The organism is Faecalibacterium sp. I4-1-79, from assembly GCF_023347235.1.
In the GTDB taxonomy this organism is placed as follows: Bacteria; Bacillota; Clostridia; order Oscillospirales; family Ruminococcaceae; genus Faecalibacterium; species Faecalibacterium tardum.
The window spans coordinates 2,819,281-2,839,278 of record NZ_CP094467.1 but is presented as its reverse complement, the minus strand read 5'-3'; the positions used below and the strand labels follow the sequence as shown (position 1 = coordinate 2,839,278).

Below are 19,998 nucleotides of genomic sequence, written 5' to 3'. Positions count from 1 at the left end.
TGGTGTACTGAATGTTAATATATTATTAATATTTTATGAACGAGTGCTCGTTCAGCCTGTTTTAATCAACAAAATGAATTTTCGCTGCTTGTTATTACAGGCTGGATAGGATACAACAGCACTCTCAGGTCTGCACGCCCTCGAACTGGCTGTTGTAGAGCTTGGCGTAGAAGCCGCCCTGTGCCAGCAGCTGGTCGTGGCTGCCCTGCTCCACGATGTGGCCGTCCTTCATGACAAGGATGACGTCTGCTTCCCGGATGGTGGAAAGGCGGTGCGCCACGATAAAGCTGGTGCGCCCCTGCATCATGCGGGCAAAGGCCTTCTGGATGCGCACCTCGGTGCGGGTATCAATGGAGGAGGTGGCTTCATCCAGAATCAGCATGGGCGGCAGGCAGAGCATCACGCGGGCGATGCAGAGCAGCTGCTTTTGTCCCTGACTGATGTTGCCGCCGTCCTCTGCAATGACGGTATCGTAGCCATCGGGCAGGCGGCGGATAAAGCTGTGGGCGTGGGCAGCCTTGGCGGCGGCGATCACCTCGTCCATGGTGGCGTCCGGCTTGCCGTAGGCGATGTTTTCCCGCACCGTACCGGCACGCAGCCATGTGTCCTGCAATACCATGCCGTAGCTGCCGCGCAGGGAGGCGCGGGTCACATCCCGGATATCGGTGCCGGACACCTTGATGCTGCCGCCGTTCACATCATAGAACCGCATCAGCAGGTTGATCAGGGTGGTCTTGCCGCAGCCGGTGGGGCCTACGATGGCAATGCGCTGGCCGGGCTGTACGTCCAGCGAAAGCCCTTCGATGAGCGGACGGTCGGGCAGGTAGCGGAAGGACACGTCCTGCAGCTGCACATGGCCGTCCGGCTGCAACGCGGCGGCATTTTCAGCCTCCGGCACCTGATCCTCGGCGTCCAGCAGCTCGAACACCCGGGCGGCGCAGGCCAGTGCGTTCTGCAGCTCGGTGACCACGCCCGAGATCTCGTTGAAGGGTTTGGTGTACTGGTTGGCGTAGCTTAAAAAGACACTCAGCTGGCCGATGGTGATGCCGCCGCGCACGGCGTACAGCGCACCCACAAGCCCTACGCCCGCGTACACGATGTTGTTCACAAAGCGGGTGGCGGGGTTGGTCAGGCTGGAGAAGAAGATGGCCTTCAGGCTCACGTCCTGTAACTGTCCGTTCACTTCGTCAAAGGCGGCAAGGCTTTCGGCCTCGTGGCCAAAGGCCTGCACCACCTTCTGGCCTTCGATCATCTCGTTGACCAGCGCGGTCTGCCTGCCGCGAACGGTACTCTGGCTCTGGAAGTAGCCGTAACTGCGCTTTGCCAGAAAGCCCGCCACCACAAGGCTCAGCGGGGTGATGCACACCACCACCAGCGTGATGGGCACATTCTCCCGCAGCATGAACAGCAACGTGCCAAAAATGGTCAGGATGCCAGAGAACAGCTGAGTAAAGCCCATCAGCAGGCCGTCCGCAAAGGTGTCCACATCCGCCACCATGCGGCTGACGATATCGCCGGAGGGGTGGCTGTCCAGATAGGACAGCGGCAGGGTCTGGATCTTGCGCAGCGCCTCGTTGCGCAGATCACGGCTGACCGAGAAGGTGATGCGGTTGTTGCACACGCTCAAAAGCCACTGCGCAAGGGCGGCTACGGCTGCCACCACCAGAATGCTCACTGCAATGCGCAGCACACCGGCAAGGTCTACATTGCCCTTGCCCAGCATCTTATCAATGGCATCACCGCACAGGATGGGGATATACAGCTGGGCGGCTACGCTGACCGCTGCCACCAGCAGGCTGCACACCACAAAGGCGCTGTACGGACGGATCTTGTGCAGTACCCGGTTCAGGGTGGCCTTGCGCTGCTGCGGGGTCAGCTTGTTTTTTGCCTTTGCACTCATGCTTCTGCCTCCCCTTTCTTGAACTGGCTCTCGTAGATCTCCTCGTACACCGGGCAGCTGCTGCGCAGTGCGCTGTGGGTGCCGATGCCCACCAGATGACCGTCATCCAGCACCAAGATCTGGTCGGCGTGCTGCAAACTGGCGGCACGCTGGCTGACGATGAACACGGTCAGCGCCCCGGGCAGCGCCGCCAGTGCCTTGCGCAGGGCGGCGTCGGTGGCGTAGTCCAGCGCGCTGGCGCTGTCGTCCAAAATCAAAATGTCCGGCTTGCCCACCAGCGCACGGGCGATGGTGAGCCGCTGCTTCTGTCCGCCGGAAAGATTACGTCCGCCTTGTTCCACCGGCTCGTCCAGCCCAAGGGGCTTTGCACGCACAAAGTCTGCGGCCTGTGCTGTTTCCAGCGCCGCCCACAGGTCGGCATCGGTGGCATCCTTATTGCCCCACAAAAGGTTGGAGCGGATGGTGCCGCCGAAGAGCTGCGCCTTCTGCATGACCACCGCCACCCTGCCGCGCAAAGCGTCCCGGGGGTAGCTGGCCACCGGGCGGCCAAAGATCTCCACGCTGCCCTCAGTGGCATCGTAAAAGCGCGGGATGAGGTTCACCAAGCTGGATTTGCCGCTGCCGGTGCCGCCGATGACGCCGATGGTCTGGCCCTTTTTGGCGGTAAAGTTGATGTCGGTCAGGCTGGGTGCGCCCGCCCCGGCGTAGGTCAGGCCTACATGGTCAAAGCGCACGGCATCGCCGGTCTTGTCCTCAGCCACTTCGCCCAGCAGCTCTGCCGGGAAGGTCATGCCGGGTTTGGTATCCAGCACCGCCTGCACACGGCCAGCACAGGCCAGCGCTTTGCTGATCTGCACGATGAGGTTGGCAAGTTTTACCAGTTCCACAAGGATCTGGTTCATGTAGTTCACCAGCGCAATGACATCGCCGGAGGCCATGCCGCCCACGTTGATCTCAATGCTGCCCACATACAACAGCGCCACGATGGCAAGGTTGATGAGCACATAGGTCAGCGGGTTCATCAGCGCCGAAAAATGGCCGACATGCAGCTGCATCCCGGTCAGCAGGGCGTTGGCATCCTCAAAGCGGTCGATCTCGCTCTGCTCCTTATCAAAGGCGCGCACCACGCGCACGCCGGTCAGGTTCTCACGGGTCAGGCCCAGCACCCGGTCCAGCCGGGTCTGCACGGTCTTATACAGCGGCCGGGTGATCACCATCACGCCGAACACCACCACGCTGAGCAGCGGGATGGTGACTACAAAGATCATTGCCGCCCGGGCGTTGACCGTAAAGGCCATGACCATGGCGCCCAGCACCACAAAGGGGCTGCGCAGGAACAGGCGCAAAAACAGGTTGAGCCCGCTTTGCACCTGATTGACGTCGCTGGTCATGCGGGTAATGAGGGTGCTGGTGCCCAGCGTATCCATCTCTGAAAAGCTCAGGCTCTGGATATGGGCAAACAGGGCGTGCCGCAGCGCGGTGGAGTAGCCCACCGCCGCCTTGGCGGAAAAGTACTGCGCGGTCAGGCTGCAGGTAAGGCCGATGAAAGCCAGCAGCAGTAAAAGGCCGCACCGCACCAGAATATAATGCAGGTCATGTGCTGCAATGCCCACATTGACGATATCCGCCATGACCAGCGGCACAAACAGGTCAAAGGTGGCTTCCAGCATCTTAAAGAGCGGTGCAAGCACGCTTTCGCGCTCGTAGCCCTTCAGGTAGCCAAGCATCCGGTTCAAAAAAATTCCTCCTTCGGAGTCAAAATACACCTTATTATAACGCGATGTATACTGAAAATCCAGTGCTGCAGCTGCGTTTTGCATTGTACAAGCTGCCAAATCCTGTTATACTATGGTATATCTGAAAAGTCGAAAATTTAGTCTATTTCTACAAACACAGCTGGATTTTGCGTTAAACAGCCTTGAAATCCACAAAGGATTCCTGCGGCTGTTTGCCTTAAATCCCGCTTGTGCTTGCGAAATATTCGTCATTTTCTTTGTTTTCAGATACACCTTAGGGCTGATATTGATAGGGAAGTATGGTGAACACAATGGCAAGACGAACAGACGGCGGGGTACGCTTCCGCCCGGTGGGCAGCCGCCGCAGCCGCACCGCACCGGTGTACAGCCCGCGCGGCACCGGTTGCCCGGCCATCGAGCAGGCCGTGCAGGGGCTGTATAAAGGCCAGAACGAGGAAAGCTTCTGGACTTTGATGAGCGCGTTGAACTATGCGCTGGAGCTGGAGACCCATGTGCTGGTGCCGCTGCAGACGGCGCTTTCGGCGCAGGGGGCACCCGCCCCGTGGATGGAGCACCCCATCCCGGCAGAAAAGGCCGATGGCCTTGCCTTGTGGACGCTGCGCAACGATAAGGGGCGCTGCTGGCTGCCGCTGTTCACCTCGGTGGCAGCGGCCGGTGCGGACCGCAGTACCGGCAGCCGCCCCATGGCTGACCGCACCTTGGAGCAGGCCATGCAGCTGGCGCTGGATACCCCGGGCATCGACGGCGTGGTGCTGGACCCGTGGAGCAATTCCGCCTCGCTGGACGGTGCGCTGCTCAACGGTCTGTTGCACGCAGGCCACACCCCGGAGGGCCCCGGCGCAGAGGAGGCCGAAGCCGGTAAGGACGCTGCCCGCGCCGGACACTGGGCGGCAGCGGCAGAGTGCTACCAGAAAGCCGCTGAGCAGGGAAATTCTGCCGGGCTCTCGCTGCTGGGCGAGTGCCTGTATCAGGGGCGCGGCGTACCCAAAAGCGCTGCGCAGGCACGCAAGATGTGGAAAGCTGCTGCCGAAAGCGGCGAGCCCATCGCCCTTTTGAACCTTGGTGACGACTGCGCCGCCCGGGGCGACAACGGCAAGGCGCTGTTGTGGTACCGCCGGGCGCGGCAGAACGCGGCGGCGGTGCCGGATATCGAGTATACGCCCCGGGTCTGCCTGCGGCTGGCACAGTTTGAAACGCGCTACACCTCCCGCAAAAAGGCGCTGGCGCAGGCGGCAGAGGCAAAGCAGGCCTTTACCATTTTGCAGCGGGAGCACGAGCCGGACGCCGACCGCTGGTTACAGGAGGCTGAACAGCTGCTCTACGCGCTGACCCACGAGCCGCCCACGGCTCCGGCGGCCTATAACATAGAATCTTTACAATTGGACTAAAAAATGGTCACAGCCGTCCTGTAAGATAGACTGGAGAAAAAACAGCCCGCAGACACGGCGGACAAGAAACAGAGGAAACAGTATGAGCAAAGTGATCGGCATTGATCTGGGCACGACCAATTCCTGTGTGGCGGTGGTGGAGGGCGGCAAGCCCGTGGTCATCACCAATGCAGAGGGCGAGCGCACCACCCCCAGTGTGGTGGCCTTTACCAAGGACGGCGAGCGTCTGGTTGGCGGCGCGGCAAAGCGCCAGATCGCCACGAATTCCGGGCGCACGATCTCCAGCATCAAGCGGTACATGGGTTCGGACTACCGGGCGCACATTGACGGCAAGGACCTTGCCCCGCAGGAGATCAGCGCCATGATCCTTGCCAAGATCCGCCGGGACGCCGAGAGCTATCTGGGCGAGCCGGTCACCGAAGCCGTCATCACCGTGCCCGCTTATTTTGATGACAGCCAGCGCAAAGCCACGCAGGATGCAGGCCGCATTGCGGGGCTGAACGTGCTGCGCATCATCAACGAGCCTACCGCCGCCGCGGTAGCCTACGGTCTGGACAACGAAGCCGCGCAGAAGATCCTGGTCTACGACCTTGGCGGCGGCACCTTTGATGTGTCCATCATCGAGATCGAGGACGGCACCTTTACGGTGCTTGCCACCGGCGGCGACACCCATCTGGGCGGCGACGACTTTGACCAGCGCATTGTGGAGTATGCAGTGGCAGAGTTCAAAAAGTCTGACCGCATCGACCTGACCCGCGACCCCGCCGCCATGGGACGGCTGAAGGAGGAGGCGGAAAAGGCCAAGAAGGAGCTTTCCAGTGCGCCCTCTGCCCAGCTGAACCTGCCCTTTATCGCGGTGGGCAAGGACGGGCCCCATCACTTGGATATCGCCCTGTCCCGCCCGCAGTTCGAGATGATGACCGGAGACCTGCTGTCCCGCACCGTGACCCCGGTGCAGAACGCTTTGCGGGATGCCGGCATCTCTGCCAGTCAGCTGGGCAAGGTGCTGCTGGTGGGCGGCAGCACCCGGATGCCCGCCGTGGAGCGGCAGGTGCGGGAGCTGCTGGGCAAGGAGCCCAGCCACAGCCTGAACCCGGACGAATGCGTCGCCATGGGTGCAGCGGTGCAGGGTGCATTGCTGCAGGGCGGCGGCAAGCTGGCGGGTGCCACCGGTGCGGCAGCGCAGGGACTGGTGCTGATGGACGTGACCCCGCTGACCTTGTCCATCGAGACGCTGGGCGGGGTCGCCACCCCGCTGATCACCCGCAACAGCATGATCCCCACCCGCAAGAGCCAGATCTTTACCACCGCCCGTCCCATGCAGACCAGCGTGGAGATCAACGTTCTGCAGGGCGAGCGCCACTTTGCGCGGGACAATAAGTCCCTTGGCAAATTCAAACTGAACGGCATCCGGGCAAGCTTTTCGTCCAAGCCCCAGATCGAGGTCACCTTTGATATCGACGTGAACGGTGTGGTGAAGGTATCTGCGAAAGACCTTGCCACCGGGCGGGAGCAGAACATCACCATCACCGGCAGCACCAACCTTTCCGAAAACGAGATCCAGCGTGCTATGGCAGATGCCGCCGCCTATGAGGCCGAGGACAGCCGCCGCAAGGAGCGCTTGGAGCTGCACAATCAGGCCGAGGTGCTGGCCTACAAGGTGGATGAAGCGCTTTCCAAGTGCAAAAAAGAGCTGGACAAGGACGAAAAGGCCCGCGTGAAGGCCGACCTTGCCAACCTGCGCCGCTGCCTGCGCAAGGATAAGCCCGAAAAGATGAACGAGACCGAGGAAGCCGCCCTGCGGCAGGCTAAGAGCCAGTTGGAAGCCTCGGCCAACCACCTGATGCTGCTGTACTCTGCCGAGCAGACCCCCGGCGATGGAACGGACAGCACGCTGTAATATAATAAGGTTTATGGGTTGCTGCACCCGCCCGGCGCAGCAGCCCTTTTTTGAAGCAAGAGAAGGGAACAGTTATGAAGGAACTGCAATATCCGGTGCGCCCCGGGCGCTACCGCCACTTTAAAGGCAACGAATATCAGGTGCTGGGCGTAGCACGCCACAGTGAGACCGAGGAGGAGATGGTGGTGTACCGCGCCCTGTACGGCGAGGGCGGGCTGTGGGTGCGCCCCGCCGCCATGTGGCTGGAAACGGTGACCCGGGACGGCGTTACAAAGCCCCGCTTTACCTATATCGGGGAGTGATGCGCCCGGCTTGAATCCCGTTATTGACCCTAGGATTATTTTGCGGTAAAATGTGGGTAAGATACCAAACAACAAAGGAGGTTTTCGTATGAAGGCCAAACGATGGATCTCGCTCCTGCTCGCGGTCAGCATGATGCTTGGTGTGCTGGCAATGCCCGCCTCGGCGGCAGCGCAGCAGCCGGAAAGCACCGCTGTTGTCAGCGAGGAACTGCCCGATGCCGCAGCGCTGAGCGCGGCAGAGGATGAAAATGATATCGTCAACATCCGCATCCGGGCGACCGGCAACCTTGTCTATGGTTCCGATTATAAGCTGGAGGTGGAGACCCGGCCCGAAAACACCCAGTATATCGCTGTGGTGCTGGGCACCAGCGGCGAAGCCTACGGCTATGTGACCCTGATGATCTCGGATAAGCTGCGCACTTTGCTTAAGCTGATCCCCCTGCCCAAAAAGATGTCCCAGACCCCGGATCAGGCCGAGGAATTCAACGTATACAGCTACCTCAAGCAGCTGATCGATGGCAACGATGTCAGCGTGCTGCTGCGGGTCGCGGACGAGGTGGTGTCGGTAATGGACACCGTCAGCTTCTTTGTCCCGGCCAGCTACCTGACCACCGTGAAAAACGTTTCCAACGGCATGAAGCTGGCGCTGAGCCTGATCCGCAAGTATCTGCCCGAGGGCGCGCTGAGCCGCATCTATCTGGACGAGCAGCCTAAAGACAGCGGCAAGTACTTTGCCGGTGCCATCGCGCTGGAAAGCAGCGACATCAACGCCGCCGGGTTTGCCATGTTCAAGATCAAGCCCAAGACTGAAAACGTCAGCCTGAGCTGGGCAGCCGATGCCCCGTCCAGCATGACCGTCTCCCAGCTGCAAAACGCCGATCTGACCGCCAAGGTCATTTCGGACGGACAGGTGGCTGAAAACGGCAAGGTGAATTACACCTACAAGAAAAAGACCTTCCTGTGCTTCAGCAGCAAAATAAACGGCGTGCCCACCGAGCCCGGCACCTACACCCAGACTGCCAAGGCAGGGGGGAACTACTCCTGCGGCAGCATCAGCCGCACCATTACGGTGACTGCTGATCCCCAGCCCGCCGAACAAGCGGCAGAGCAGCCCGCAGCATAAACCAGCGGAAAACTATTTTTGAATAGGACGATCCCGGAAAGTCTACGGATTTTCCGGGATCGTTTTTTCACGGGAGAGGCTGCTTTTTATTTTCTATAAAATGGGCTGTTTTACGCTTGCAAATCGCCGCGCCATACGCTATTATAAAAATAAAAGAACCCCTTGCGGTAAAAAAAGGGAACAAGAAGGAGCGGTTTATCTATGGAAGAGAAAAAAAGCGGCATCAAAAAGTTCCTTGAAGAGTTCAAGGCATTTGCCATGCGCGGCAACGTGCTGGACATGGCAGTGGGCGTTGTCATCGGCGGTGCCTTCACCGCCATCGTCACCGCGCTGGTGGAGGACATCATCAACCCGCTGATCGGCCTGTTCTTCAAGGCAGATTTTTCCGACGTGGTCATTGGTCTGGGCGGCTCCAGCATCAAGATTGGCGAGTTCGTCAACTCCATCATCAACTTCCTCATCGTGGCCTTCGTACTGTTTGTTGTAATCAAGTTTGTCAACTCCCTGCACAAAAAGCCCGAGGAGCCCGCCGCACCGGAGGAGCCCACCACCAAGGTGTGCCCCTACTGCCAGAGCGAAATTTCCATCAAGGCTGTGCGCTGCCCCCACTGCACCTCCAAGCTGGAGGGCTTTCCCGAAATGAAGGTCTGAAGCATTCAGCATTGACAATTGGCGCAGATGCGCTATAATAGAAGTAGAAAAGGCGCTGGTCGGCAAACGGCTACCCGTTACCGGCGATCGCTTGTTCCTAAGAGTAAAGAAAGCAAGTGACCGTTAGCTTGGGGAAGCGTGTGGCGGTTACTTGCTTTTCTTGTTGTCATCGTTCGATTTGTCATGAGAGATTTTCCACGCGATGTCAAATGTAGTGTTTACTACATCAACGATCAACGCTGCCACTGTCGCTAACAAAGTCAGCAACAGCATCACTTCCGACAAGGTCATGCAACTCCCCCCTTCCTCGTAATGCTACAAGTAAGGGGATGACTTCAAAATAAGCCTGCCCCTCGGCATTCCGTTCATTCCATGGGTCACCGTGGAACAAACTCCTGTCGGTAAGAGCAGCCGCCTGCGTTTTCGACACAGCACCTTTCACCGCCTTACGGCGGTAAATCCATTGTAACACATTTTTCGCCGCATTACAACAAAACCCTCCCCGCCGGGCGCAGTCTTTGCGTTGCCGGCAGGGAGGGTTTTGCACATTTTGCGGCTTGGTTGTGGAAAAGTGGAGCGGAAAAATCAAGATATATTACTTACTGAACCTTGGTCAGCTCAGCCAGCTTGTGGTAGATCTCGGTATTGTCGTACACACCGCCGAACTTCTCGGCGCCGACACCCATGGCGTACACGTTGACCATGGCACCGGTGTGGGCATAGGTGGTATGGTCCATACCGGACTTGTGGTTGATGGTGTGGCAGACAGCCATGCTGAAGGGGATGTAGGTACCGTACAGCTCGTAGTCCTGCTGGCTCATCTTGCTCTGGCTGGAGGAGCCCACCTGCAGGGTGCGCTCGTAAGCCTTGCGCAGGTTCTCCACCTCGTAGTCGGTCAGCAGCAGCTTGCCTGCGCTGGCGGCAGCGGGATCGGTGGGCAGGGTCAGCCCAAAGACGTTCTTCACATCCTGCATGGCAGTCTCGAAGGGGGTCTTGTTGGCAATGTAGCCCTGCACATAGGTGGCATCGAACTTTGCGTAGGACATCTTCTGGTGAGCCAGATTGGTCAGGAAGGTGTCGTAGTTGGTGGTCTTGTAGCCGATGGCCATGCCGCCGGTCTCGTGGTCGGCGGTGACAAGGATCAGGGTCTCGTTGGGGTGCTCATTATAGAAGTCCACCGCAGCCTGCACGGCGTTGCTCATCTCCAGCACATCGTGGATGGAAGCAGCGGCGTCGTTGGCGTGGCAGGCCCAGTCGATCTTGCCGGACTCGGTCATCATAAAGAAGCCCTTCTTGTTGTTCAGCAGCTCGATGCCCTTCTTGACATAGTCAGTCAGCTGCCACTCGCCGCTGGCAGCGTCCATGGCGTAGTTCATGGCCTTGCCATCGCCCAGATTCTCGGCAATGATCAGGGTCTTGCCTGCACCGGCGGTCAGAGCCGCTGCACCGGCCTGGGTAGTGACCACGTTGTAACCGGCGTTGGCAGCCACGGTATGGTTGTCGGGGCCGGTACCGTCGCCGTTCACCTTCTGGAACTCGCCGCCGGCAAAGTACTCAAAGCCGGAATTTGCCAGCTCCACGCCGATCTCGTAGTAGTTCTTGCGGGTTTTCTGGTGGGCATAGAAGGCAGCGGGGGTGGCGTGGTCGATGTTCACGGTGGAGATGACGCCCACCTTATAGCCCTTCTGGGCGTGCAGCTTTTCGGCGATGGTCTCGTAGGGCACATCGCGGGTCCACGGGCACATATTGATGACACCGCTCTCGGTCTTGTGGCCGGTGGCGATGGAGGTGGCGGTGGAAGCGGAGTCCGGGCAGAAGGAGGTGCTGTCATAGGTGGTCACGCTGCCCACCTGCGGGAAGCTGGTAAAGCTCAGGTCAGCCTCGGTCACAGCGCCATTGTTGTCCACGGTGCCCTTGTAGAAGCGTGCGGATTGGATCTGGGCAGTGCCCATGCCGTCGCCAATGAGCAGGAAAACGTACTTGGGCTTTTTGAACACGTCCAGCAGACCGTTCTCTTCGTCTGCTGCGGCAGAAGCATCCGTCTCGGCGGCGTGAGCGGCTACGGGGGCAGCCGACAGCATGCCCACTGCCGATGCAACGGCACCGGCCTTCAGGAAGCTGCGGCGGGAAATTTTCGCGTTCTTCATAACAGATATCCTCTCTTTTTCAGCCCGGCTTGGGGCGGTTCTACTATTTCTTGTGGGAACACCTGTATTGTAGCGCACCGCCCGCAGCGGCGAAACCAGCCCCGTGTAACACTTAGGTAAACCTTTGGCGCACGGAAGGGTGGCGGTGTAAAATCCGGGCAAAGCAGGTAAAATCTGCCTGTAACGCCCGCATCTGGGTCACTTTTTGCGCCGAACCGCCCTGCAAGGGTTGCAAGCAGGGGGCTTTTCATTGTACAATAGAAAGAGCAAGCGGAGATACACTTCTATAACGAGAGGATCTTTTAAATATGTCTGATATCAAAGTGCTGGCGCTGGATCTGGATGGCACCCTGACCAACGACCAGAAACTCGTCACCCCGCGCACCCGCGCCGCGCTGGACGCCGCCATTGAAAAAGGCGTGACCGTCGTGCTGGCGTCCGGCCGGCCCACCGCCGGCATCCAGCCGCTGGCTGAGGAGCTGGGTCTGGACAAAAAGGGCGGCTGCATCCTGTCCTACAACGGCGGCAAGATCGTGGACTGCCGCACCGGCGAGACGCTGGTGGAAAAGACGCTGGACCCCGCCCTTGTGCCCCAGCTGTGCGATTTTGCCGCCGCGCAGGATATTGCCATCCTGACCTACAACCGCGAGGGCATCGTCTGCGAGCGGGACAAGGACGAGTGGGCCAACAAGGAGTGCTTTACCACCAAGCTGCCCATGATCCATGTGGATGATCTGGCGTCCTATGTAAACTACCCTGTGTGCAAGATGCTTATCACGCTGGACCCCGCCCGCCGGGACGCAGTGTGCGCCGCCGGACAGCAGCAGTTTGCGGGCCGCGCCGACCTGTACCCCTCCAGCCCCTTCTTTATCGAGGCGGTGCCGCTGGGCGTGGCGAAGGACGGCAGTCTGGCAGAGCTTCTGCGCCGCATGGGGCTGACCCGCGAGAACCTGATGGCCTGCGGTGACGGCCTGAACGACCGCTCCATGATCGCCTACGCCGGGGTGGGCGTGGCCATGCAGAACGCCGAGCAGCCGGTAAAGGACTGCGCCGACTATGTGACCACCGCCGACAACAACCACGACGGCGTGGCCGAGGCCGTGGAGAAGTTTATTTTACGAGAGGACTAACAAAGCAATGCCGCGTAACTTGGTTTTATTTGATCTGGAATGGAACATCGGCTACCAGCCGTATACCTTTAACTACCATGGGGTGCAGCAGACCCTGCGGGGCGAGATCGTGGAGATCGGCGCTGTAAAGATCGACGAGGATGCCAATGTGCTGGACACCTTTTCCATCCATCTGCGTCCCCGCATCTTCCGCAAGCTGCAGCACCATATCGCCAAGGTGACCGGCCTGACGCAGGCCGATCTGGACAAGGGCGAACCCATCGTGCAGGGATTGCGCCGTTTTATGCAGTGGTGTGGCCCGGATGCCGAGTTTGCCGAATGGGGTCTGGATGATGTGCCGGTGCTCAAGCAGAACCTTTTCCTGTGCAATCTGGACGAGTCCAAACCCACCGTCTGGTACGACCTGCAGCAGGTCTTTCTGCGGGAGCATCCCCGCAAGGAGGGCGAGGGCATGACGCTGGAAAGCGTGGTCACCCGCATGGGCATCCCCATGGAGCGCCCCTTCCACGATGCACTTTCCGACACCCTGTACACCGCCGATGTCTGCCGTCTGTTGGATCTGCGTACCGGGCTTGCCGCCTACCCCACCGAGGACGAGGCGCTGCGCCAGAGCCTGTGCCAGAACCCCGGCGATTACCGGGACTTTACGGTGTTCCACGGCTATGTGGAGCAGTACGCATGGCGGGCTGACCCCAAGATCAGCCAGATGCCCTGCCCGGAGTGCGGTACCACCCTGCAGCCGGACGAGATTTGGCTGAAAAAGGGCAGCAACAGCTGGTATACCCTGTGTCAGTGCCCCAGCTGCACCGGCAGCGGCAACGCCGCCGGGCAGGGCGTGTTCCAGCGGTACAAGCTGTCCCGCCGGGACGGCCTGCACTGGAGCTTTGCCCGCTGCGCCCAGATGCCGGACGCCGAAAGCCTTGCCCGCTGGGAAAAGCTGCGCACCGCCCAGCTGGAGCGGATGCGCGCCAAGGCCGAAAAGCAGGCCGCGGAAAAGTAAATGCAGGAAAATCCCCTTCCGTTTCGTAGTATTGATAGCAGAGCGTATAACGTGTCGAAAAAATGCACACTCTGTTCATGGCTCTGTCATAGAGAATGGATATACTAAGCTTAACGTAGTCTGCCCGGGGACACCCCGGCACCGGCTGTGCAGAAAGGGATCGAACAAAGGATGCAAACCACACTGATGGGCTGGGTGCACCAGCTTGGAACACTGGAATACTGGGAAGCGCTGCTGGCGGGCTTTGAGGGACTTGGCCCCCTTGTGCCCATTCTGCTGGCTATGGTAGAGTCCTTTTTTCCGCCGCTGCCGCTCATCGCCATTGTAGCGCTGAACGTAGCCGCGCACGGCGGCCTGTTGGGCTTTTTGTACAGCTGGGCAGGCGTAGCGCTGGGCGGCGTCATCATGTTTTTATTCTGGCGGCGGCTCATCAAGCGCTTTTTCTGGAAAGTGGCCAGCCGCTCCCCCAAACTGGAAAAGGCGCAGCAGTGGGTGAACCGCTTCGATACCTCGTCCCTGTTTATGCTGTCGCTGCTGCCCTTTACCCCCACCTCCTTCATGCACTTTGCCTTCGGGATGTCGGACTTTGACGAAAAGCGCTACCTGCGCACCGTCCTCTTGGGCAAGGGGTTGATGGTGGCCATGATGGCCGTCTTTGGACAGTCACTGGTCAGCTCCCTGAAGAACCCGGTCTACCTTGTGCTTGCAGTCCTGCTGTGGGGCGGGATGTACTGGGTAAGCAAAAGGTTCTGCCAGAAGCATCATCTGGAATAAAGCTACAATATCCGGGACAGCGGAGCACCTGTGGGCGCTCGGCTGTCTCTTTTTTTGCAAAAAAATGCCATGGCGGGCAGCCCGCAGACTGCCCGCCATGACATGAGATCCATCATTTCTATTTTGCTTCCGGTTCCTGCACAAGGGGCTCCGCCGGCGGCGGGGTAAGGGTGGAATGCTCCACCACAAAGGCCGTGGCCTTTGCCCGGGCAAGGCGCTGGCGCACCTTGCGGGTGTCATTCGCGGGGAAAGTGCGCTCTCCGTCCAGCTTCTCGTCCCAATCGGCGAGGGCGGCGTTCACCTCGGCTTCGGTGGGCTGTAAGCCCTCCCGCTCGGCCACCAGCAAAAGCCCCAGCCAGCTGCGCAGCTTGCGCTCCGCCTGCCGGTGCAGCCACTGCCGGAACTGCTCCACCGTCTGCCCGCGCACGGCTAAGAACTGGTCAAAATTGACCCCGTTTGCCTGCAAGCTCAGATTGAACTGCCGTTGCTCGGCAAAGTAGTTTCCAGCTTCCAGCCGCTTGGGCACCGGGCCGGTCACCTCATCGCCCAGCTGCCAGACCAGCTCCTTTTCAGCCCGGTCTCTGGCCTGTGCGCAGCGCTTTGCGTAGAGCTCCCGGGTCACCCGGTCGCGCAGCGCGGCCTTGCCTGCGGCATCGGCGGCGCGCTCTTCATCGCCGTAGCTGCGGTTGATCTCCAGTTCAATGGTCAACCGGCGCAGCGGGTGGGGCTCGATGGCCTGCACAAAGCCGGTGTCCCGTCCCAGCTCCAGCGGCGGCAGGGCGTAGAACTGCGCGCCCGCCCGGAAGCCCTCGGCCTTATTGACCGCCAGCAGCTCGAAATCCGGGTCGGTCACCGGTACCAGCTGCTGCTCCTGCACCAGCTGCCGGTAAAGGGGGTCAAAGCCCTCCAGAATGGTGCGGTTCACCGCTGCTGTCAGCAGTTCTTCCTCGTTCTGCGGGGCATCCGGGGCAGCCTGCTCCTTTGCCAGCGCACCGGCCAGCTCCTCCGCGCTTGCCGTGAATACCAACCGGCAGTCCCCCGGCTCTGCCATGCCGAAATGTTCCAGTTTCATGCGGTGTCCCTCCTTCTCAGCGGTTCATGATGCCGACCATCAGCACCAGCAGCACCACGCCGATACCGGCGTACAGCAGCTCGGCACCCAGTACGGACTTGTCGCCCTCCACGAACATCTTTTCCGGGGCATCGGGGTCATAGTACAGGGTGACCACGCTGCCCTCGGCAAAGGGCTTGCCCTTGGCGGGCTTGGGGTACTGCAGCCGGTGGCTGCCGCCTGCGGTGGTAAACTCCAGCACATAGGCTGCGCCGTCCCGGCTCTGCACCGTGCCGCTTACCGTGGCCTGCACGCAGACGCCTTTGGTGCGCAGCAGCTGCCGCGCACGCACGCTGCGCAGCGCCATGTAAAACATGATCAGTGCGCCCACCAGAAAAATTATCACATTCAGCATCGTTTTCCCTCGTTTTTCCGTAATCGCCGGGCGGTGCCCGGACGTATAGGCAATACCACATAATTCTAAGTGCCGATACGGCGCGCGAGGTGCGGCAGATGCTAAGCCAAAAGCGCAGATAATACTTTGTGTATTATCGAGCATTTTGGCAACGCAGATGCCGTGCCGCAGCCGCCGGAACGGTGCTTAAGCCGTCAGGCGGGAATTGTGCGGTGTTGCCTATCGTTTATTGTACCATAATCTGCCCTAAAAAGCGCCCCGCAGCCGCTATCCAGAGTGCACCAACTTTGCCGCAAAATTTTGTCGAATAATTTTGAAATTAAGCCTTGACATTTCTTTTGTATCTGGTATAATAACTATCGTTCCCGGCGCTGCGGTGCAGGAACGAAACAAAATATGCGGATATGGCGGAATTGGCAGACGCGTTAGATTCAGGTTCTAATCGGGGCAACTCGGTGGAGGTTCAAGTCCTCTTATCCGCACCAAACAATGAAAATCCGAACCTTTTCTCGATAGGAGAAGGGTTCGGATTTTTTGTTTTCTTCGGAAAGCAAAATGAAGGCTCCTTCCCGACGGCTGTGTGTCCAAAACCTTATCAGAAAAAAGACCGTATCACAAAGGTCACAACTGTAAAGGTGCCGTAAGGCAGAAAGGACACAAACATGAAGTACGATGAAAGAGCTTGTCATTTCAACATGGACACCGGCTGTGTGGAGCTGCTGCTCCGGGATGGGAGAATGATCTCCATTGACTGCACTGGGGTCGAGGATGAATTGGACGTGACCATGGCGCAGAGGACGGAACTGGACTACCTCATCTACAACAATCCGCTGGGCTATGCCGATTTGATTCTGAACGGTGACACGGAGGGATACTTGAAAAACGTAACCGGGAGCCATGGGTTAGAAGATTAAGAGAAATGCCGTTCCAAAAGCAACTGGAACGGCATTTCTTATCTTTCGATATTCGGCATCTTCTGTCCCCGAAGCTCCTGTCGGATGGCACGGAACTGCTCCGGCACATCCGCATCGGTCATTGCACCGGGGACATCCACTGTCCCAGCGGCTTTGGCGGCTTCATAGAACCAGCATTTATACTCCACGGTCTCCAGCGTATGCTGTAACTGCTGGATCTGCTGGGTGAGTACCTCCCGCTGATGCCGGAACATTTCCAGCCGGGTGTCAATGGTGTCGTCTCCCTGCACTGAAAGCTCAATATACTGCCGGATATCCTTGATGGACATTCCGGCTTTTTTCATGCAGCGGATGACCTGCAGCCACTCGAAGTCGTTTTCCCGGAACATCCGAATGCCGCCGGAGGAACGCTCCACAAAGGGAAGTAACCCTTCTTTGTCGTAGTAGCGCAGGGTGGAGGCAGGTACGCCCAGCTTTTGTGCCATTTCGCCTACGGTATAGATCATCTGAAACCTCCGTTTTTTTCAAAAAGACCTTGACTTAAAGTACGCTTTAAGTTGTATGATAAAATCAAACTTTATCAACATCATAATGCGGATGCACTCTGCTGTCAAGGAGGTTCCTATGAGCAAGAAGGTATTGATTTTGTCTGGAAGTCCCCGGAAGGGTGGTAACTCTGATATTCTATGCGATGAATTTCTGCGTGGAGCGCAGGATGCCGGGCACAAAGCAGAAAAGATCCGGGTCGCTGAGAAAAAGGTGGCTCCCTGCTCCGGCTGCTACTACTGCAGCACCCACGGCGGAGCCTGCGTCCACAAGGATGATATGGCAGACATCCTGCAAAAGATGATCGATGCCGATGTCATTGTGCTGGCAAGCCCGGTATACTTCTACTCCATTAGTGCCCAGTTGAAGGCAGTGATCGACCGTACTGTGGCACGGTGGCTTGAGGTTAAAGACAAGGAATTCTACTACATCACCACCATGGCAGACGAGGAAAAAGCCTCTGCGGACACTACGCTGGCCTGCTTCCGGGGCTATGCAGACTGTGTGGAAAGTGCCGTGGAAAAGGGAGTCCTTGTAGCATGTGGCGTTTACGAGCCGGGTGCAGTGTGCGGTACACCTGCCATGGCACAGGCTTACGAGATGGGAAAAAATGTATAAATGGAGGGAAATCAGATGATTTTACAGGAAACCTACAAACTGGAAAATGGAACGAAAATCCCCAAACTGGGGCTTGGCACATGGTGCATTGACAATGACAAAGCGGCGCAGACAGTCCGCACCGCTGTTACGCTGGGGTATCGTCTCATTGATACTGCACAGGCCTACGAAAATGAGCAGGGCGTTGGCGAGGGAATCCGTAGCTGCAGCGTTTCCCGTGAGGAGCTGTTTGTCGCAAGCAAAGTGGCCGCAGAACTGAAAACCTATGAGGCTGCAGCCGCCTCTATTGAGGAAACGCTGGAAAAAATGGGGCTGGACTATCTGGACCAGATGATCATCCATGCACCCCAGCCGTGGAACGAATTCAGGGACACCAAACGCTACTTTGCAGAGAACAAAGCCGTCTGGCGTGCGCTGGAGGATGCGCAGGCGGCTGGCAAGGTGCGGGTCATCGGAGTGTCGAATTTTCTGCAGGATGACTTGGAGAACCTGCTGTCCGATTGCCGGATACAGCCCATGGTGAACCAAATCTTGCTCCACATCAGCAACACCGATCATGATCTGCTGAATTTCTGCAGAGAGCAGCACATTCAGGTGGAGGCCTATTCGCCCATTGCCCACGGCGAGGCGCTTAAGCAGGCCGTCCCGCGCCGTAGTTCTGGCTCATAAAGTATTCGCCCATTGCCCACGGCGAGGCGCTTAAGAACCCTGTGATTGCACAGATGGCAAAGAAATACGGCGTATCTGCGGCACAGTTGTGTGTCCGCTATGTTCTTCAGCTTGGCGCAGTAGCACTGCCCAAAACGGCAGACCCACAGCACATGGAAGAGAATGCCGCCGTAGATTTTGTCCTCACTCCGGAAGATATGGCTGCACTCATGCAGATGGAGCACATTGCTGACTACGGAGAATTCAGCTTTTTCCCGGTGTTCAGCGGGAAAAAGCAGGTCTAAGCGTTTACACGGAAAGGAAGGGGTACAACAATGGCAGTGAAACAGACAGCAGGGCGGGATGCTCTGGGCGAATTTGCACCAAAATTTGCAGAACTTAACGATGAGGTACTATTCGGGCAGGTGTGGAGCCGAGAGGATAAACTCTCCCTCCGGGACCGCAGCCTTGTGACGGTGGTAGCACTGATGGCGCAGGGACTGACGGATTCCTCATTCCGGTATCACCTGACGGCAGCAAAAAACAACGGCATTACCCGGACTGAGATTGCAGAGATCCTGACCCATGCGGCGTTTTATGCAGGCTGGCCCAAGGCGTGGGCGGCTTTCCGCATGGCCAAGGAAGTCTGGGCAGAGGACGCTGCAGAGGATGCCAAGGCACAGCATCAGGGCGAAATGGTGTTCCCCATCGGTGCATCCAACGACGGTTTTGCACAATATTTCAGCGGAAAAAGCTATCTGGCACCCCTGTCCACCGCACAGGTTGGCATTTACAACGTCACCTTTGAGCCGGGATGCCGGAACAACTGGCACATCCACCATGCCGCAAAGGGTGGCGGGCAGATCCTTGTCTGCGTGGCAGGCCGGGGCTACTATCAGGAATGGGGCAAAGCGCCGCAGGAGCTGCATCCGGGCGATGTGGTGAACATTCCCCCGGAGGTCAAGCACTGGCACGGTGCCGCACCCGATTGCTGGTTCTCTCATCTGGCAGTGGAAGTGCCCGGCGAAGACACCTCTAACGAGTGGTGCGAGCCGGTGCCGGAAGAAACCTATAAGGAGTTGCGGTGATGCGTTTTGATGTACACCCAACCACGATGAAACAAAAACAGGGTGCGTCCTGCCGGACGCACCCTGCCAAAAGCCACAGACGATAGCGATATGTACAACAGGGAGTTCCCCAGTGCTGGGTATCCGTAAAACAGTTTTCGAGAAATGACACGGCAACTGCCCTGTCAGGATTGGTTACGAGTACCAGGCTAGGCCGAGGAAGCATCAAGTCCCATGTCTGCACCGTCAAGGTGTTGGGTATGGGGCTTTTTGCATTTCAGGAACGTGTACGCCTTTGGCAAGGTGTAACACACTAGACTTTGTACCGAAGTCGTGTGCCAAGGGTGCTGCGCCCCTTAGAATCCCTGCTCACATCGCCTGTGGGCGATGTGGATTCGCCGCATAGAAAGCTCTCACAAAGGCTCACCCCGGCTGTTTGCGGCGAGGAAAAGGCACTTCTGCGGAAGTGTAATAACCCACTATGACGCTTTCAGCCCTGCGGTCTGCAAAGTGTAGTGGGCTCTCCGAGGGGGAACGGTGGTATGGGGTTCGTTTCGGGCGAATCGCTGCGTACGTGCGTACGGAAGGTTGGTACGCACGTACGCAGTAAAACGGTCAAATTCTCGTATATATGGGTGGTCATTTGACCACGAGTGTGGTATACTTC

19 protein-coding genes and 1 tRNA gene are annotated in these 19,998 nt (G+C 58.5%); 14 read left to right on the top strand and 6 right to left on the bottom strand.

All coding sequences use genetic code 11. From position 1 onward, the window contains the following. Positions 1-124 precede the first annotated feature (124 nt). Together MTP36_RS13930 and MTP36_RS13925 are read right to left on the bottom strand one after the other, a co-directional pair. Complete coding sequence (locus MTP36_RS13930) at positions 125-1,900, bottom strand: ABC transporter ATP-binding protein (RefSeq protein ID WP_249251426.1); 1,776 nt, start codon at positions 1,898-1,900, stop codon at positions 125-127. Continuing rightward, positions 1,897-3,636 carry an ABC transporter ATP-binding protein gene (locus MTP36_RS13925; RefSeq protein WP_330220865.1) on the bottom strand — a complete coding sequence of 580 codons (1,740 nt, stop codon included), beginning with the start codon at positions 3,634-3,636 and terminating at the stop codon, positions 1,897-1,899. Before MTP36_RS13925 ends, MTP36_RS13930 begins: the two co-directional genes overlap by 4 nt. A gap of 311 nt (positions 3,637-3,947) precedes the next feature. On the opposite strand from MTP36_RS13925, the gene MTP36_RS13920 reads away from it, so the two are divergent. From MTP36_RS13920 to mscL, 5 genes are all read left to right on the top strand, one after another. Beyond that, positions 3,948-5,045 carry an SseB family protein gene (locus tag MTP36_RS13920; RefSeq protein WP_249251425.1) on the top strand — a complete coding sequence of 366 codons (1,098 nt, stop codon included), beginning with the start codon at positions 3,948-3,950 and terminating at the stop codon, positions 5,043-5,045. 82 nt (positions 5,046-5,127) lie between these two features. Continuing rightward, the gene (dnaK, locus tag MTP36_RS13915) at positions 5,128-6,945 is read left to right on the top strand and encodes a molecular chaperone DnaK (RefSeq protein WP_249251422.1); all 1,818 of its coding nucleotides are present in this window, start codon (positions 5,128-5,130) and stop codon (positions 6,943-6,945) included. Between the two features lie 74 nt (positions 6,946-7,019). Then, positions 7,020-7,247, top strand: coding sequence for a DUF1653 domain-containing protein (locus tag MTP36_RS13910; protein WP_055186738.1), 228 nt, complete (start codon positions 7,020-7,022; stop codon positions 7,245-7,247). A gap of 88 nt (positions 7,248-7,335) precedes the next feature. Next, positions 7,336-8,370 (top strand): hypothetical protein, encoded by a 1,035-nt coding sequence (locus MTP36_RS13905; protein ID WP_249251420.1) that lies wholly within the window; start codon positions 7,336-7,338, stop codon positions 8,368-8,370. Between the two features lie 201 nt (positions 8,371-8,571). Further along, on the top strand, positions 8,572-9,021 hold the full coding sequence (mscL, locus tag MTP36_RS13900; RefSeq protein WP_055186740.1) for a large conductance mechanosensitive channel protein MscL: 450 nt from the start codon (positions 8,572-8,574) through the stop codon (positions 9,019-9,021). 599 nt (positions 9,022-9,620) lie between these two features. Here the strand turns inward: mscL and MTP36_RS13895 are convergent. Continuing rightward, entirely contained in the window at positions 9,621-11,168 is a 1,548-nt protein-coding gene (locus tag MTP36_RS13895; RefSeq protein ID WP_249251418.1) for an alkaline phosphatase, read from the bottom strand. Between the two features lie 308 nt (positions 11,169-11,476). Here MTP36_RS13895 and MTP36_RS13890 point away from each other — a divergent pair, with 308 nt between their 5' ends. The 3 genes from MTP36_RS13890 to MTP36_RS13880 all read left to right on the top strand — a co-directional run bounded on the left by MTP36_RS13890 (position 11,477) and on the right by MTP36_RS13880 (position 14,072). Next, on the top strand, positions 11,477-12,298 hold the full coding sequence (locus MTP36_RS13890; RefSeq protein WP_249251416.1) for a Cof-type HAD-IIB family hydrolase: 822 nt from the start codon (positions 11,477-11,479) through the stop codon (positions 12,296-12,298). Positions 12,299-12,317: 19 nt separating this feature from the next. After that, positions 12,318-13,298 carry a 3'-5' exonuclease gene (locus MTP36_RS13885; protein ID WP_249251414.1) on the top strand — a complete coding sequence of 327 codons (981 nt, stop codon included), beginning with the start codon at positions 12,318-12,320 and terminating at the stop codon, positions 13,296-13,298. 171 nt (positions 13,299-13,469) lie between these two features. Then, the gene (locus MTP36_RS13880; RefSeq protein WP_118658403.1) at positions 13,470-14,072 is read left to right on the top strand and encodes a TVP38/TMEM64 family protein; all 603 of its coding nucleotides are present in this window, start codon (positions 13,470-13,472) and stop codon (positions 14,070-14,072) included. 118 nt (positions 14,073-14,190) lie between these two features. Here MTP36_RS13880 and MTP36_RS13875 read toward each other — a convergent pair whose 3' ends face one another. Together MTP36_RS13875 and MTP36_RS13870 are read right to left on the bottom strand one after the other, a co-directional pair. After that, positions 14,191-15,144: an FKBP-type peptidylprolyl isomerase gene (locus MTP36_RS13875; protein ID WP_249251413.1), complete on the bottom strand. Its 954-nt coding sequence runs from the start codon at positions 15,142-15,144 to the stop codon at positions 14,191-14,193. Between the two features lie 16 nt (positions 15,145-15,160). Then, positions 15,161-15,538: a DUF3592 domain-containing protein gene (locus MTP36_RS13870; protein WP_249251412.1), complete on the bottom strand. Its 378-nt coding sequence runs from the start codon at positions 15,536-15,538 to the stop codon at positions 15,161-15,163. 398 nt (positions 15,539-15,936) lie between these two features. Here MTP36_RS13870 and MTP36_RS13865 point away from each other — a divergent pair. Continuing rightward, a tRNA-Leu gene (locus tag MTP36_RS13865) sits at positions 15,937-16,023 on the top strand. 177 nt (positions 16,024-16,200) lie between these two features. Then, the gene (locus MTP36_RS13860) at positions 16,201-16,452 is read left to right on the top strand and encodes a DUF6061 family protein (protein WP_249251410.1); all 252 of its coding nucleotides are present in this window, start codon (positions 16,201-16,203) and stop codon (positions 16,450-16,452) included. Between the two features lie 38 nt (positions 16,453-16,490). Here the strand turns inward: MTP36_RS13860 and MTP36_RS13855 are convergent, their stop codons facing one another. Then, positions 16,491-16,958, bottom strand: a complete 468-nt coding sequence (locus tag MTP36_RS13855) for a MerR family transcriptional regulator (RefSeq protein ID WP_097840111.1) — start codon at positions 16,956-16,958, stop codon at positions 16,491-16,493. Between the two features lie 118 nt (positions 16,959-17,076). On the opposite strand from MTP36_RS13855, the gene MTP36_RS13850 reads away from it, so the two are divergent. Genes MTP36_RS13850 through MTP36_RS13840 form a run of 4 tightly spaced genes read left to right on the top strand, consistent with a single transcriptional unit; the run spans position 17,077 to position 19,352 of the window. Further along, positions 17,077-17,616, top strand: a complete 540-nt coding sequence (locus MTP36_RS13850; RefSeq protein WP_097840112.1) for a flavodoxin family protein — start codon at positions 17,077-17,079, stop codon at positions 17,614-17,616. 15 nt (positions 17,617-17,631) lie between these two features. Next, positions 17,632-18,285: an aldo/keto reductase gene (locus tag MTP36_RS13845; RefSeq protein WP_330220864.1), complete on the top strand. Its 654-nt coding sequence runs from the start codon at positions 17,632-17,634 to the stop codon at positions 18,283-18,285. A gap of 53 nt (positions 18,286-18,338) precedes the next feature. Further along, the gene (locus tag MTP36_RS16010; RefSeq protein ID WP_330220863.1) at positions 18,339-18,569 is read left to right on the top strand and encodes an aldo/keto reductase; all 231 of its coding nucleotides are present in this window, start codon (positions 18,339-18,341) and stop codon (positions 18,567-18,569) included. Positions 18,570-18,599: 30 nt separating this feature from the next. Beyond that, complete coding sequence (locus tag MTP36_RS13840) at positions 18,600-19,352, top strand: carboxymuconolactone decarboxylase family protein (protein ID WP_249251408.1); 753 nt, start codon at positions 18,600-18,602, stop codon at positions 19,350-19,352. Positions 19,353-19,998: the final 646 nt, after the last annotated feature.